This window comes from Allochromatium vinosum DSM 180 (assembly GCF_000025485.1).
Lineage (GTDB): Bacteria > Pseudomonadota > Gammaproteobacteria > Chromatiales > Chromatiaceae > Thermochromatium > Thermochromatium vinosum.
Window position 1 is genome coordinate 3128545 of sequence record NC_013851.1, and the last position, 14921, is coordinate 3143465.

Below are 14921 nucleotides of genomic sequence, written 5' to 3' on the forward strand. Positions count from 1 at the left end.
TCCCCAAGAGACCGAGACTGATGAATATTTATGTTGGCAACCTGGCCTATAGCGTGACCCAAGACGATCTGCGCGAGGCTTTCGGTGCCTACGGCAATGTCGAGAGCGCGAACCTGATCACCGATAAGTTCACCGGTGATTCCAAGGGCTTCGCTTTCGTCGAAATGCCCAGCAATTCCGAGGCCGACGCGGCCATCAAGGGTCTGAACGAGACCCCGCTCAAGGGGCGTCCTCTGCGCGTCAACCAGGCCAAGCCGCGTTCCGATCGTCCGTCGCGTAGCGGCGGCGGTGGCTCGCGCTGGTAACAGCCGGGTCCGGCTCAGGCTGGACGACTGAAAAAGCCGCACTCGCCGGATGGTCTTGGACCGACGGCGGGTGCGGCTTTTTTGCGTCTGATACCTGGCTGGTTTGCAATCGGCGAAACAAGCGTGCGGCGAGTGAATCACGTGATTCACTCGCCTGTTCAGTGCCCTCTATATTCAGGCGGCGGCCATCATCGCCCGCACGTCCGCCTCGACCTCGCCGATCGGCTTGATGTCGAAGTTTTCGATCAGCACCTTGGCGACGTTCGGCGACAGGAAGGCCGGCAGGGTCGGCCCGAGCCGGATGTGCTTCACGCCCAGATGCAAGAGCGCCAGCAGCACGATGATCGCCTTCTGTTCGTACCAGGCGATGTCGTAGGAGATCGGCAGCTCGTTGATGTCGTCGAGTCCGAACGCCTCCTTGAGCTTCAAGGCGATATAGGCCAGCGAATAGGAGTCGTTGCACTGTCCGGCGTCGAGCAGGCGCGGGATGCCGCCGATGTCACCGAGATCGAGCTTGTTGTAGCGATACTTGGCACAGCCGGCGGTGAGGATCACGGCCTCCTTGGGCAGCGCCTTGGCCACATCGGTGTAATAGGAGCGCTGCTTGTGACGCCCGTCGCAGCCGCCCATGACGACGAAGCGCTTGATGGCGCCGGACTTGACGGCGTCGATCACCTTGTCGGCCAGCGCCATCACCTGCGCATGGGCGAAGCCGCCGACGATCTCGCCCTGCTCCAGTTCGGTCGGGGGCGCGCAGGTCTTGGCGCGCTCGATCAGCGGCGAGAAGTCCTTGACCCCACCCTCGGGACGGTCGGCGATGTGCATGGCACCCGGCCAGCCGGCCTGTCCGGTGGTGAAGATCCGATCGCGATAGCTGTCCTTGACCGGGGTGATGCAGTTGGTGGTCATCAGGATCGGGCCGTTGAAGGCCGCGAACTCCTTGTCCTGCTCCCACCAGGCGCCGCCATAGTTGCCGACGAAGTGCGCGTACTTCTTGAACGCCGGATAGTAGTGCGCCGGCAGCATCTCGCTGTGGGTGTAGACGTCGATGCCGGTGCCCTCGGTCTGCTTGAGCAGCTCCTCCATGTCCTTGAGGTCGTGACCCGAGATGAGGATGCCGGGATTGTGGCGCACACCGAGATTGACTGTGGTGATCTCGGGGTGGCCGTAGGTCGTGGTATTGGCCTCGTCGAGCAGCGCCATGGCGGTCACGCCGAACTCGCCGCACTTGAGCACCCAGCCGATCAGCGCTTGGATGTCGGATTCGGTCAGGCTGGCGGCCAGGGCGGAAACCATGAAGTCATAGATCTCGGCCTTCTCGAAACCGAGCACGGCGGCATGATCGGCGTAGGCGGCCATGCCTTTGAGACCATAGACCAGGAGTTCATGCAACGAGCGCACGTCCTCGTTGGTTTGCGACAGCACGCCGACGACCAGCGCCTTGGCCTCGTATTGATCGGGGGTGCCGGTCCAGTTGACGGCATCCAGATCACTGGAATAGCCAATGGTGGCCTTGAGCGCATCGCGGCGGGCGATGATGGCCTGGATTCTCGCTTCCAGGCGCGCATCGTCGAAATTGGCGTTGGTGATGGTCACGAACAGCGCTTCGGCGACGAAACGCCCCACACCCGGATCGGGCGTGCCCTGCCTGGCCGCGTCCTCGGCGACGACCGCCAGTCCCTTGAGCAGATAGACCAGCAGATCCTGCAAATGGGCGGTCTTGGAATGCTTGCCGCAGACACCCTTGGTGGTGCAGCCAAAACCCTTGGATGCTTCTTCGCACTGGAAACAGAACATACTCATGGCAGACTCGCTCTCGCTTCGGATCAACAGGATCGTTCGATGGCGCGAGCATGTCATCTCGCGACATCGGACGACTTGATGTGAGTCAAGCGGCGAGCGCCAGGAGGAGGCAATGCTGCACAGCCCCCCTGGATCGCCAGACGATACGGGGCAAGGGCCAAAGCCTGTCGCAGACTGTCAGAGATGCGCTCCTAACAATTGGATAGCCACCGCTCCAACAGTGGCCGCAGAAAGCGCCCGGTATGGGACCGCTCGTCGCTGGCGATGGTCTCGGGCGTACCGACCGCGACCACCTGCCCGCCCCGGTCGCCCCCCTCCGGCCCCAGATCGATGATCCAGTCGGCGGTCTTGATGACGTCGAGATTGTGCTCGATCACCACCACGGTGTTGCCCTGGTCGCGCAGTCGATGCAGCACTTCGAGCAGATGCTTGACGTCGTGGAAGTGCAGCCCGGTGGTCGGCTCGTCGAGGATGTAGAGGGTGCGCCCGGTGTCGCGCTTGGAGAGTTCGCGGCTGAGCTTGACGCGCTGCGCCTCGCCGCCCGAGAGCGTGGTCGCGCTCTGGCCGAGCTGGACATAGGACAGACCCACGTCCATCAGCGTCTGGAGCTTGCGCGCGATCACCGGCACCGGGGCGAAGAAGTCGAGCGCCTCCTCGACGGTCAGATTCAGCACCTCGTCGATGGATTTGCCTTTGTAGCGGATCTCCAGCGTCTCGCGGTTGTAGCGCCGCCCGCGACAGACCTCGCACTGCACATGCACGTCGGGCAGGAAGTGCATCTCGACCCGGATCACGCCGTCGCCCTTGCACGCCTCGCAACGCCCGCCCTTGACGTTGAAGCTGAAGCGCCCGGCGTCATAGCCGCGCGAGCGTGCCTCGGGGACGGCGGCGAACAGGTCGCGCACCTGGTTGAACAGCCCGGTGTAGGTCGCCGGATTGGAGCGCGGCGTGCGGCCGATGGGACTCTGATCGATGTCGACCACCTTGTCGAACTGCTCCAGTCCCTCGATGGCCGTATGTGGCGCGGGCGTGAGGCTGGCGCCGTTGAAGTGACGCGCGACCACCGGAAACAGGGTGTCGTTGATCAGGGTCGACTTGCCTGAGCCCGAGACGCCGGTGATGCAGCAGAGCGTACCGACGGGGATCGAGACATCGATCGCGCGCAGGTTGTGACCGCTCGCCCCCAGGATGCGCAACTGGCGTGCGGGGTCGTTGGGCGTGCGCCGGGCGGGGATCTCGATGCGCAGCTCGCCGGACAGATAGCGTCCGGTCAATGAGGCCGGGTTGGAGGCGATCTCATCCGCCGTGCCCTGAGCGACAATCTCGCCGCCATGCGCGCCGGCGCCCGGTCCCAGATCCACCACCCAGTCGGCGGTGCGGATCGCCTCCTCGTCGTGCTCGACCACGATCACGGTGTTGCCCAGGTCGCGCAGATGGGTGAGCGTCTTCAGGAGCCGCGCATTGTCGCGCTGGTGCAGTCCGATCGAGGGTTCGTCGAGGATGTACATGACCCCGACCAGCCCGGCCCCGATCTGGCTGGCGAGCCGGATGCGCTGGGCCTCACCGCCCGAGAGCGTCTCAGCGCTGCGTTCGAGCGTCAAATAGTCGAGTCCGACGTCGACCAGGAAGCGCAACCGGGTGGCGATCTCGGTGATGACCGGGGCGCCGATCGCGCCACGCTGGCCCGGCAGTTCCAATGTCTCGAACAGACGCAGCGACTCGCCGACCGGCAGGCCCGAGATCGCCGGCAGGTTGTGCCCGCCGATGAACACATGACGCGCGGCTTCGTTCAGGCGCGTGCCCCGGCAGGCCGGACAGGGTCGCTGCGAGAGATAGCGCGCCAGCTCTTCGCGCACCGTGTTGGACTCGGTCTCGCGATAGCGCCGTTCCATGTTGCGCAGGATGCCCTCGAACACCTGCGGCTTGGGACTGCCCTTGGCGTGCGGCAGCTTGAGCCGGATCTTCTCGTCGCCGCTGCCGTAGAGGACCACGGCGCGCACCGGCTCGGGCAGTTCGATCCAGGGGATCTCGACATCGAAGCCATAATGCTCGCCGAGCGAGCGGATCAGTTGGAAGTAATAGGCGTTGCGCCGATCCCAGCCGCGCACCGCGCCGCCGGCCAGACTCAGTTCCGGATGCATCACCACCTTGCCGGGATCAAAGAAGGGCTCCACGCCCAGCCCGTCGCAGGTCGGACAGGCGCCGGCCGGATTGTTGAACGAGAACAGACGCGGCTCCAGCTCCGGCAGACTGTAGCCGCAGAGCGGACAGGCGAATTTGGACGAAAAGGTCAGCTCGGGACGCTCGGGTTCATCAATCCAGCCGACCTGGACGAGGCCGCCGGAGAGGTTGAGCGCGGTCTCGAACGATTCGGCCAGACGCAGCGCCAGATCGGCGCGCACCCGGAAGCGGTCGACGACGACCGCGATGTCGTGCTTCTTCTTCGGGTCCAGCTCGGGCGGCGCGTCCAGCTCATACAAGTGCCCATCGATGCGGGCGCGCACGAAACCCTGGGCGTGCAGCTCACCGAGCAGGCGCTGATACTCGCCCTTGCGCGCCGCGACCACGGGCGCGAGCAGCATCAGCTTCTCGCCCTCGGGCAGCGCCAGCACCCGGTCGACCATCTGGCTGATGGTCTGGGCGTCGAGCGGCTCGCCATGAGTGGGGCAACACGGCTGACCGACGCGCGCGAACAGCAGGCGCAGATAGTCGTGGATCTCGGTGATGGTGCCGACGGTGGAGCGCGGATTGTGCGAGGTGGTCTTCTGCTCGATGGCGATCGCCGGGGACAGCCCCTCGACATGGTCGATGTCGGGCTTCTCCATCATCGACAAAAACTGACGCGCATAGGCCGACAGCGACTCGACATAGCGCCGCTGTCCCTCGGCATAGAGGGTGTCGAAGGCGAGCGAGGACTTGCCCGAGCCGGACAGCCCGGTCAGCACGATCAGGCGCTCGCGCGGCAGATCCAGGTCGATGTTCTTGAGATTGTGGGTGCGCGCACCGCGCAGTCGGATCATTTGCATGAAACAGCCCCGTGCTCAGACCTGACGCTCGGCGGCCTTGGCCAGTGTCCAGTGACGTTCCATCGCTTCGCGGGTCTCCAGGCTCGGTTCGAGCCCTTGGTCGCGCAGCCCGCACTCGACCTGGGCGAAGCGACGCTCGAAGCGCTGATTGGCGGCGCGCAAGGCCTGTTCGGCGTCCACGCCCATATGACGGGCCAGATTGACGCAGGAGAACAGCAGATCACCGATTTCGTGGACGCGCTCGGTCTGATCGGCGTGCTCGGCCAGGGTCGCGCGACACTCGGCGAGTTCTTCCTCGACTTTGTCGAAGACGGCCGACACTTCGTCCCAATCGAACCCGACCCGTGCGGCACGACGCTGGAGCTTCTCGGCACGCACCAGGGCCGGCAGTGCGCGCGCGACGCCGGCCAGGATTCCGTTCGACTCCCCGCTCTCGGCGCCCGCGCGCTCGGCAGCCTTGATCTGTTCCCAGCGGACCCGGATGGCCGCCGTATCCGCCAGTTCGGCCGCGCCGAAGACATGCGGATGGCGCCGGATCAGCTTGTCGCAGATCGCCGCGACCACGTCGGCGAAGGCGAAATGTCCGCCCTCCTCGGCCATGCGCGCATGGAAGACGACCTGGAGCAACAGGTCGCCGAGTTCATCGCGCAAAGCCGCCATGTCCTCGTGCTCGATCGCCTCGGCGACCTCGTAGGCCTCCTCCAGCGTATAGGGCAGGATGGTGCGGAAGGTCTGCTCCAGATCCCAGGGACAGCCGTCCTCGGGATCGCGCAGGCGCGCCATGATGGCGATGAGTCGGTCGATCGGTGGGGTGTCGGTCATGGCAACCCGTGGTGATGGAAACGCTTGACGGTCGGGAGACGGTATCACAGCGTACCGAACTCGGTTAAGCTTGGTGCGATGAGCTGATTCTCCCGACCCTCGCCCGCCAAGGCCGGCGACGCACAACCTGGGGTGATTGCCGCGCATGTCACTGATTCCGAGCGCCGACGAACTCCTGCGGCTGGCCCCGGACGCCGCGTCCGTCAAGGCGGCCAAGGGACTGGTCATCCCGGCCAAATGGCCCCGGCTCGGCTATGACGAGACGGCGGTCTGGGGCGAGTGCCAGGGCAGCGGCTCCAAACCCTATCAGACGCAGATCGATCTCTCCGGTCCGGCCTTCCGCTGTAGCTGCCCGAGCCGCAAATTCCCCTGCAAGCATGGTCTGGCGCTCGGTCTGCTGTATCTGCAACATCCCGATCGCTTCACGCACACCGATCCGCCCGACTGGGTCGGCGAGTGGCTGGCCTCGCGCGCCCAGCGCAGTGAACGCCAGACGAAACGCCAGGAGTCGGCCGCGAGTGCCGGCTCAGCGCCGTCCGATCCCCGGGCCGCCGCGCGCCGCGAGGCCGAGCGTCAACGACGTCTGACGGAGGGTCTCGGCGAGCTGGAAGCCTGGCTGGCCGATCGGCTGCGTCAGGGGCTGGCCCAGCTCCAGGGTCAATCAGAGATCTGGACCGCCATGGCCGCGCGTCTGGTCGACGCCCAGCTTCCGGGACTGGCGGAGCGGCTGAGACGCGCGGGCGCGCTGGTCGGTCGCGGCGAGCACTGGCCGAGTCGACTGCTGGCCGAACTCGGCCGGCTTCAACTGCTGATCGACGGCGCCCGACGCCTGGACAGCCTGCCGGCCGGCGAGCAGGCCGATCTGCGCGCGGCCCTGGGTCTGGCCCTGGACAAGGCCGTCGTGCTGGAGACAGGCGAGCGCCTCAGTGACGACTGGCAGGTGCTGGGCGTTCACATCGCCGAGGACGAGCGGCTGGTGATGCGCCGCGTCTGGCTCCAGGGCCGAACCAGCGACCGCCCGGCACTGGTGCTGGACTACAGCCACGGTCAAGCGAGCTTCGAGCCAATGCTGACGGTCGGTGACACGCTGGCCGCGACCCTCGCCTTCTACCCCAGTGCCGCGCCCATGCGCGCGCTGTTCGTCGATTCGCTGCGCCGTCTCCCGGAGGCTGCGTCCCGGCTGCCCGTCCCGCTCGCAGACGCGCTGGAGCGGCTGGCCGACCAGATCGCCGCCAATCCCTGGCCAGCCGTTCGCGCATTGGGCCTCTCAGGCGTCCCGCAGCCCGACACGGTCGACGACTGGCGGCTGTACGTCGGCGAGTCCACGACGCTGCGTCTGCAACTCGACACGGACGCGGCCTGGTCGCTCGTCGCGGCCGCCGGCGGTTCTCCGGTCACCCTGTTCGGCGAATGGGATGGCGAGTCGCTGCGCCCGCTCAGTGCCTGGACTCCGGAGCTGATCTGGACCGCCGACACCGCCCGGAGCGACCGCTGATGTCACCGCTCGACCAACTGGCCACCCAACTCCTCATCGGCACCGACCGGCGCGCGCCCGAATGGCCGAGCGCGGACGGCGAACTCGGTCGTCTGTCCACCCGGATCCAGGCCGACGCGGCCGCCTCGACCGAAACGAGCGCGCTGCGTCTGGCCGGCGTGCTCGCCGTCTGCTCGACCGCCGGTTTCCGGCCGCCGCCGACGGATCGACCACAACCCCCGCCCTGCCCCGAGGACGCGCGCCCCGTGGCGGCGGAACCCGAACTGGTGACGACGCTAGGCACCATCCTGGACGAGGGACCGGACCCGCTGCGCGTCCTGGCCCTGCGTCAGCTCGACGCCGCCGGCTACCTCCTGCCGCCGCGACTCCTGCCGCGCGCTCTGACGCTCGCGGTCCAACAGACCGATCTGCGTCCCTGGCTGCCGCCTGTGGTCGGCGAGCGCGGACGCTGGCTGGCGCACCTCCATCCGGAGTGGTCGCCCGCCCTCACGCTGGACGAGACGCCGCCCGCCCCCGACTGGTGGGACAGCGGCACGCTGGACCAGCGGTGTCGGTTCCTGGCGGCCCAGCGTCGCCGCGACCCAGCCGAAGCGCGCGAGCGACTGGCCCAAACCCTGGGTGAAACCGACGCGCGCGGACGCACCCGACTGCTCGCTGAGCTGGAGACCGGCCTGAGCCTGGAGGACCAGGACGTTCTGGAGACCTGTCTACAGGACCGGAGCAAGGAGGTGCGCCGACAGGCCGGCACCCTGCTCGCCCGCCTGCCCGACAGTCGCTATGTCGCCCGTCTGACCGAGCGCGTCGGCGCCTGTCTCGGCCAGACGCGCAAGCGCCTGCGACAGGTGCTGACGATCGAGCCGCCCGCCGCCTTCGAGCCGGACTGGACGCTGGATGCCATCGAGGAGACGCCTCCCAAGGGCGAGCGACTCGGCCAGCGCGCTTGGTGGCTCTACCAACTGGCGCGCGCTCTGCCGCTCGGCTGGTGGACCGGCCAGACCGGACTGGACCCGGCCGGCTGCGTGCGCTGGGCCAAGAGCACCGATTGGGAACTCGCCCTGCTGCGGGCCTGGAGCGAGGCGCTCGCCCGCACCCCGGCGCTCGACTGGACCGAGGCGATCCTGAACCGGCTGCCGGTCGAGGGACTGGCGCTCGATCCGCTGGACCTCGTCGACCGGCTCCCGGCCGCCGAGCGCGAAACCTACTGGCTGGCCCTGATCGAGCGTCCGCCCCGTGGCCTGTCCCTGGGTCTGCTGCTGACCCGCTTCACCCAGGGACTGATGCGCGAGGGTCTGCCCGGCCTGTCCGTGCCCGGCGCGCGGCGTCTGCTCGATCGGCTCTATCGTCAGGGCGGTGCCGGCCGTCTGGTCCAGGACTACAGCCTGCGCCGCGCCCTTCCCGGCTTCATCGCCTGTCTGCCGGACGCACTGCTCGACGAAGCCGCCGACGGCTGGCCGCGCGAGAGCCTGGACTCGCCCGCCGCGACCGAGACCCAGGCCCAAATTCTGGCCATCGTTCGGCAACGCCAGATCCTCAACCACCATCTTCTTCAGACAGGGCGATCCGCATGAATCAGATCCTGCGCCAGCACGCCGAACAGTCCTTCGCCGAGGAACTCGACGCACTCAAGCAGAGCGACAACCGCCAGCGTCCGCCCAACTGGGCCATGTCGCCCTGGGCGGTGGCGACCTATCTGCTCGGCGGACGGCTCGACAACGGCTTCGAGGTCAGTCCCAAGTACATCGGCAGCCGGCGGCTGATCGAGACCGCAATCGCCACCCTGACCACCGATCGCGCCCTGCTGCTGTTCGGGGTGCCGGGGACGGCCAAGTCCTGGGTCTCGGAGCATCTGGCCGCCGCTGTCTGCGGCGACTCGACCCTGCTCATCCAGGGCACCGCCGGCACCAGCGAGGAACAACTGCGCTACGGCTGGAACTATGCCGAACTGCTGTCGAAAGGCCCCTCGACCCAGGCCCTGGTACAAAGCCCGCTGATGCGCGCCATGGAACAGGGCAAGATCGCCCGTGTCGAGGAACTGACGCGCATCCCGGCCGATGTCCAGGACACGCTGATCACCCTGCTCTCGGAGAAGTCGCTGCCCGTGCCCGAGCTGGGCACCGAGATCCAGGCCGTGCGCGGCTTCAACGCCATCGCCACCGCCAACAACCGCGACAAGGGCATCAACGAACTCTCCAGCGCCCTCAAGCGCCGCTTCAACACCGTGGTGCTGCCGCTGCCGTCCAGCGCGGACGAAGAGGTGGCCATCGTCAGCAAGCGCGTGGCCGAGCTCGGACGCGCGCTCGATCTGCCCGCCGAGCCGCCCGCCTTGAAGGAGGTGCAGCGTGTGGTGCGCATCTTCCGCGAGTTGCGCAACGGTCAGACCGAGGACGGCAAGACCAAGCTCAAGGCCCCGAGCGCCACGCTCAGCACCGCCGAGGCCATCTCGGTCATCAACAACGGCGTGGCGCTCGCCGCGCACTTCGGCGACGGGGTGATGCGCGCCGGCGACATCGCTTCGAGCCTGATCGGCGCCATCGTCAAGGATCCGGTGCAGGATGCGCTGGTCTGGCGCGAGTACCAGGAGACCGTGATCAAGGAACGCGGCGACTGGAAGGATCTCTATCGCGCCTGCCGCGACCACGACTGAGCGCGCCGCGCCCACAGCGGGGGAGCCACATGGCCGATTCGCCCTTCCATCTCTTCGGCATCCGCCACCATGGTCCAGGCTGCGCGCGCAGTCTGCTCCAGGCGCTGGAGGCCCTGAACCCCGATTGCATCCTGGTGGAGGGTCCGCCGGAGGGACAGGCGCTGCTGGAATGGCTGCGCGATCCGGAACTGGCGCCGCCGGTCGCCCTGCTCGTCTACGATCCCAAGGACGCGCGCGAGGCCGTCTTCTATCCCTTCGCCGAGTTCTCGCCGGAATGGCAGGCGCTGCGCTTCGGACTCGAACGCGGTCTGCCGACCCGCTTCTTCGATCTGCCGGTCGCCCACCGGCTCGCGCTCGACGCGCCAGGCGAACCCCTGGCCGAAGACATCGAAGAAACCGAAACCGCTGCCGAAGATCCCGATGAAGTATCTGAGGCCGCCGCAGACCCCGACAGCGAACAGCGGCGTGAAGACCCGCTCGACTGGCTCGGCCGTGCCGCCGGCTACAGCGATGGCGAGTCCTGGTGGAATCATCTGGTCGAGGAACGCGGCGACGGTCTGCACCTGTTCGCGGCTATCCGCGAGGCCATGACCCTGGTGCGCGAGGAGTCGGGCGACGATCACTGGACGGCACACAGGCGCGAGCACGAGGCCCGACGCGAGGCGCACATGCGCAAGCTGATGCGTCAGGCGCGCAAGGAGGGTTTCGAGCGCATCGCCGTGGTCTGCGGGGCCTGGCACGTCCCGGCCCTGGCCGAACTGCCGAGCGCGACCGCCGACAACGCGCTCCTCAAGTCGCTGCCCAAGCGTGCGGTCGAGGCAACCTGGGTGCCCTGGTCCTATCCGCATCTGAGCACCGCCAGCGGCTATGGCGCCGGCATCGCCTCGCCCGGCTGGTACGAGCACCTCTGGCACAGCGCCCCGGAGCGACGGGCCATCGGCTGGGTCGCCCGGGCCGCGCAGTTGCTGCGCGCCGAGGATCTCGACTGCTCATCGGCCCATCTGATCGAGGCCGTGCGGCTGGCCGACGCGCTGGCGGCGCTGCGCGAACGCCCCCAGCCCGGTCTCGACGAACTCGACGAGGCCCTGCGCACGGTCGTCTGCCAGGGCGAGGAAGCGCCGCTGCGGCTCATCCATCGCGCGCTCGTCATCGGCGAGCGGCTGGGACGCATCCCGGAGCAGACCCCGGTCGTGCCCCTGCAACGCGACATCACCGAGCGCCAGCGCGCGGTGCGCCTGAAACCCGAGGCGAGCCGCAAGACGCTCGATCTCGACCTGCGCAAACCCACGGATCTGGCGCGCAGTCACCTGCTCCATCGTCTGTCGCTGCTCGGGATCGACTGGGGCGAAGTGCAGCGCACCGGGCGCTCGGTCAAGGGCACCTTCCACGAGGTCTGGACGCTGCAATGGGAGCCGCGGCACGCGCTCACCATCATCGAGGCCAGCCGCTGGGGCAACAGCGTCGAGGAGGCCGCCACCCGCCGCGTCATCGATGCCGCCGAACACGCCGACACACTGCCGGCCCTGTGCGAGCTGGTCGATCGCCTGCTGCTCGCCGATCTGCAAGCGGCCATCGTGCCGGTGACGCGCCGCCTGGAGGATCAGGCCGCCGTCGCCGGCGACGTGCCCCAGATGCTGGGCGCCATTCCGCCGCTGACCTCGATCCTGCGCTACGGCAACGTGCGCCAGACCGACAGCGGTCTGGTGGCTCATGTCCTCGCCGGACTGGTGCCGCGCGCCGCGCTCGCGCTGCCCGGCGCCTGCACGGCGCTCGACGACGAGGCCGCCGACGCCATGCGCACAGCCATCCAGGGCGCCGACCGCCCGCTGCGTCTGCTTCAGGACGCGGAGTTCGAGCAGGCGTGGTCGCAGGCGCTGATGAGTCTCGCCGAGAGCGCGACCTGTCATGCCCTGATCGGCGGTCTGGCCGCGCGCCTGCTGTTCGATGCCCAGCAGGCGGATCTGGAAACGACCGCGCGCCGTCTGTCGCTGGCTCTGTCGCTCGCCAATGATCCGGCGCCGGCCGCTGCCTGGCTCGAAGGTTTCCTCAACCGGAGCGCCCTGGTGCTGCTGCACGACCCGAGCCTCTGGGCCCTGGTCGACGACTGGGTCGCCGGCTTGAGCGAAGAGCATTTCGTGCGCGTGCTGCCGCTGGTGCGACGTGCCTTCTCGGCCTTCGCGCCGGCCGAGCGCCGCCAGCTCGGTGAACGCGCCCGGCGCCCGGCGAGCGTCGCGCCCCTGGCCATGACGGACACGGCCATCGATCCGGCACGCGCCGAGCGGCCCATCCCGCTGCTGCAACGTCTCCTGGGATTCGCACCATGACCGATCCGAGCCACCCGACCGACCCCGACCAGACCCGACTCCGGCGCTGGCGTCTCATCCTGGGCGAGCCGGCTGAATCCGGTTGCGGATGCGTGCTCTCCGGACTCGACGCACAGATCGACGCCGCGCTCGGTGCGCTCTACGATCCGGACGGTCCGGGCGGACTGCGCGGCGGCAGCGGCGCCTCCTCGCCGCGGGTCGCGCGCTGGCTCGGCGACATCCGCCGCTACTTCCCCGGACCGCTGGTACAGGTGATGCAGCGCGACGCCTTCGAGCGGCTGGATCTCAAGTCGATGCTGCTGCAACCCGAGCTGCTGGAAGCGGTGCAGCCGGACGTGCATCTGGTGGCCACGCTCATGGCCCTGCGCGGCATCCTCCCGGCTCAGACCCGCGACACCGCGCGCACCGTCGTCGCCCGGGTGGTCGCCGCACTCATGGCGCGGCTGGACGAACCGATGCGTGCGGCGGTCAGCGGTGCGCTCAACCGCGCCGAGCGCAACCGTCGTCCCCGACACGCCGAGATCGACTGGAACCGTACCATCCGCGCCAACCTGCGCCACTGGCAGGCCGACTATCAGACCCTGGTCCCGGAGCAGCTCATCGGCTATGGCCGTAAGGCGCGACGCACCCAGCGCGAGGTCGTGCTCTGCATCGACCAGAGCGGCTCCATGGCCAACTCGGTCGTCTATTCGAGCATCTTCGGCGCGGTCATGGCCTCGCTACCGGCCGTCAGGACGCATCTGGTGGTGTTCGACACCGCCGTGGTCGATCTCACGGCGGACCTGAGCGATCCGGTCGAGGTGCTGTTCGGCATCCAGCTCGGGGGCGGCACCGATATCAACCGTGCGGTCGGCTACTGTCAGGGACTGATCCGTGAACCGCGCAACAGTATCCTGGTGCTGATCTCGGATCTCTACGAGGGCGGCGTCGAACGCCAGTTGCTCCAGCGCGCCGCCGAACTCATCCAGTCCGGCGTACAGGTCATCGTGCTGCTGGCCCTGAGCGATGAAGGTGCGCCCTCCTATGACCACCAGCTCGCGGCCAAGCTGGCCGCGCTCGGCGCACCGGCTTTCGCCTGCACGCCCGACCAGTTCCCCGAACTCATGGCCGCTGCGATCCGGCGCGAGGACGTGGCGCTGTGGGCCGCGAAGCAGGGGCTGGTGACAGCACGGGCGGAGGGCTGAACCGGGTCCGGAACAGGAGGTGTCGCGTGACGCCTCAACGCGGCACGATCGAGAACAGAAAGCGCCGTTCGACCATCAGCCAGATCGAGCCGATCACGCCGATGTGGAGCAGCGTATTGACCCAAAACAGATCCAGGCCCGGCAACGGCGTGTTGTAGAGGATCAACAGCACATAGACATGCAGGATGAACACGTATAGCGAGTTCTGGCCCAGCGGAATGAGCAACCGGCCGATCGTGCGTTCGACAGGACGCCAGTAACGGCTCAGCAGATGATAGACGACGATGAAGGCGGCCACATCGTTCAGCAGCCGTCCCAGTCCCAGCGGGGTCTTCATGAACCAGGTTCGATACAGCTCACCGAAGATCTGCGGATCGATGACATCCATCTGACCCCAGGGCCAGAACAGCGGATGCGGGTTGTTGTTGGCGAGGAACAGAAATCCCGCCAGCAGCACGCCGCACAGATAGACCAGTCGGCGGCTTGCCGGCCCGGCGAGAAACTCCAGTGTGCGCTCGCGGTAGTACCCGACCAGCAGACCATTGAAGAACAGCAGTTGCCAGGTCAGGGTCGGAAAGGCGTGTTCGTAGCGCGCGCCGGTCGGATTGAGTTGCAGAACGTGATTCAGGGCATAGGCCCCCCAGCTCAGCAGCAGCACGACCCAGGCCAGACGTCGACTGAGCAGGTAGAGCGCAATCGGAGCAGCGGCCATCAGTACCACGTACAGGCCAATGACTTGGAACTGATGCGGGCCGATACGCAACAGCAGGATCTGCTTCAAATAGTCCCACCAGGCGGTCCAGGCGGGCGGATAGAGCGGAAACGACTCACCGGACCAGGGACTGGTCCAGTGCGTGAACTCGAACACATTGATTGCCGGGATCAGTCCGAACACGGCGATACTGGCGATCACGAACAGGTTCACCCTGTAGAGCTGCCAGGCGCGCTGCCACAGCAGGCGCGTCGCCGCCGCCAGTCCGTCGCGCTCCAGACGACGCCGATAAACCATCCCGACGACGACACCGGACAGGAAGACGAAGCCTTCAGCGCTCGAAACGAACGCGAGCCGATCCCAGGCGAACAGGCTCAAGGCCGACGCCAGTTCGAAATGCACGATGATCAGATAGACCATGATCAACCCGCGCAGCAGATCGATGCGCAGGTCGCGTCCGTTGTCGGAGGTCGGATAGGCGGCTGGTGAGTGATTCAAGCGTTGGGGTCACTTGGCATGGAGCGCGGGGAGTTCGTGCTCGATCCGCAAACACGGACGGCCCAGGTTCGGGCAATGCGTCGCGGCCATCGATAGCGCCCCGAATGT

At 67.4% G+C, this 14921-nt stretch carries 10 protein-coding genes; 6 read left to right on the plus strand and 4 right to left on the minus strand.

The features are described from left to right. The first annotated feature begins 20 nt into the window (after positions 1-20). Positions 21-305 (plus strand): RNA recognition motif domain-containing protein, encoded by a 285-nt coding sequence (locus tag ALVIN_RS13825; protein WP_012971945.1) that lies wholly within the window; start codon positions 21-23, stop codon positions 303-305. A 174-nt stretch (positions 306-479) separates the two neighbouring features. Here ALVIN_RS13825 and hcp read toward each other — a convergent pair whose 3' ends face one another. The 3 genes from hcp to mazG all read right to left on the minus strand — a co-directional run bounded on the left by hcp (position 480) and on the right by mazG (position 5956). Continuing rightward, the gene (gene hcp / locus ALVIN_RS13830) at positions 480-2108 is read right to left on the minus strand and encodes a hydroxylamine reductase (RefSeq protein ID WP_012971946.1); all 1629 of its coding nucleotides are present in this window, start codon (positions 2106-2108) and stop codon (positions 480-482) included. 191 nt (positions 2109-2299) lie between these two features. Further along, positions 2300-5134, minus strand: a complete 2835-nt coding sequence (gene uvrA / locus ALVIN_RS13835) for an excinuclease ABC subunit UvrA (protein WP_012971947.1) — start codon at positions 5132-5134, stop codon at positions 2300-2302. A 15-nt stretch (positions 5135-5149) separates the two neighbouring features. Next, positions 5150-5956: a nucleoside triphosphate pyrophosphohydrolase gene (gene mazG, locus ALVIN_RS13840; protein ID WP_012971948.1), complete on the minus strand. Its 807-nt coding sequence runs from the start codon at positions 5954-5956 to the stop codon at positions 5150-5152. A gap of 145 nt (positions 5957-6101) precedes the next feature. Here mazG and ALVIN_RS13845 point away from each other — a divergent pair, with 145 nt between their 5' ends. The 5 genes from ALVIN_RS13845 to ALVIN_RS13865 are packed head-to-tail and all read left to right on the plus strand — an operon-like array spanning position 6102 to position 13603. Next, positions 6102-7451, plus strand: coding sequence for an SWIM zinc finger family protein (locus tag ALVIN_RS13845; protein WP_012971949.1), 1350 nt, complete (start codon positions 6102-6104; stop codon positions 7449-7451). Then, the gene (locus tag ALVIN_RS13850) at positions 7451-9019 is read left to right on the plus strand and encodes a DUF5691 domain-containing protein (RefSeq protein ID WP_012971950.1); all 1569 of its coding nucleotides are present in this window, start codon (positions 7451-7453) and stop codon (positions 9017-9019) included. Before ALVIN_RS13845 ends, ALVIN_RS13850 begins: the two co-directional genes overlap by 1 nt. After that, a complete protein-coding gene (locus ALVIN_RS13855) occupies positions 9016-10095 on the plus strand; it encodes an ATP-binding protein (protein ID WP_012971951.1) in 1080 nt (359 codons plus the stop codon). Before ALVIN_RS13850 ends, ALVIN_RS13855 begins: the two co-directional genes overlap by 4 nt. A 29-nt stretch (positions 10096-10124) precedes the next feature. Next, on the plus strand, positions 10125-12419 hold the full coding sequence (locus tag ALVIN_RS13860) for a DUF5682 family protein (RefSeq protein ID WP_012971952.1): 2295 nt from the start codon (positions 10125-10127) through the stop codon (positions 12417-12419). Beyond that, a complete protein-coding gene (locus tag ALVIN_RS13865; protein ID WP_012971953.1) occupies positions 12416-13603 on the plus strand; it encodes a VWA domain-containing protein in 1188 nt (395 codons plus the stop codon). The genes ALVIN_RS13860 and ALVIN_RS13865 overlap by 4 nt, the downstream gene beginning before the upstream one ends. Positions 13604-13637: 34 nt before the next feature. On the opposite strand, the gene opgC is transcribed toward ALVIN_RS13865, so the two are convergent. After that, positions 13638-14813 (minus strand): OpgC domain-containing protein, encoded by a 1176-nt coding sequence (opgC, locus tag ALVIN_RS13870; RefSeq protein ID WP_012971954.1) that lies wholly within the window; start codon positions 14811-14813, stop codon positions 13638-13640. Between the last annotated feature and the right edge of the window lie 108 nt (positions 14814-14921).

Coding starts and splice junctions, on each gene's coding strand:
- ALVIN_RS13825 (WP_012971945.1), top strand. CDS start 21: ATGAATATTTATGTTGGCAACCTGGCCTATAGCGTGACCCAAGACGAT.
- hcp (WP_012971946.1), bottom strand. CDS start 2,108: ATGAGTATGTTCTGTTTCCAGTGCGAAGAAGCATCCAAGGGTTTTGGC.
- uvrA (WP_012971947.1), bottom strand. CDS start 5,134: ATGCAAATGATCCGACTGCGCGGTGCGCGCACCCACAATCTCAAGAAC.
- mazG (WP_012971948.1), bottom strand. CDS start 5,956: ATGACCGACACCCCACCGATCGACCGACTCATCGCCATCATGGCGCGC.
- ALVIN_RS13845 (WP_012971949.1), top strand. CDS start 6,102: ATGTCACTGATTCCGAGCGCCGACGAACTCCTGCGGCTGGCCCCGGAC.
- ALVIN_RS13850 (WP_012971950.1), top strand. CDS start 7,451: ATGTCACCGCTCGACCAACTGGCCACCCAACTCCTCATCGGCACCGAC.
- ALVIN_RS13855 (WP_012971951.1), top strand. CDS start 9,016: ATGAATCAGATCCTGCGCCAGCACGCCGAACAGTCCTTCGCCGAGGAA.
- ALVIN_RS13860 (WP_012971952.1), top strand. CDS start 10,125: ATGGCCGATTCGCCCTTCCATCTCTTCGGCATCCGCCACCATGGTCCA.
- ALVIN_RS13865 (WP_012971953.1), top strand. CDS start 12,416: ATGACCGATCCGAGCCACCCGACCGACCCCGACCAGACCCGACTCCGG.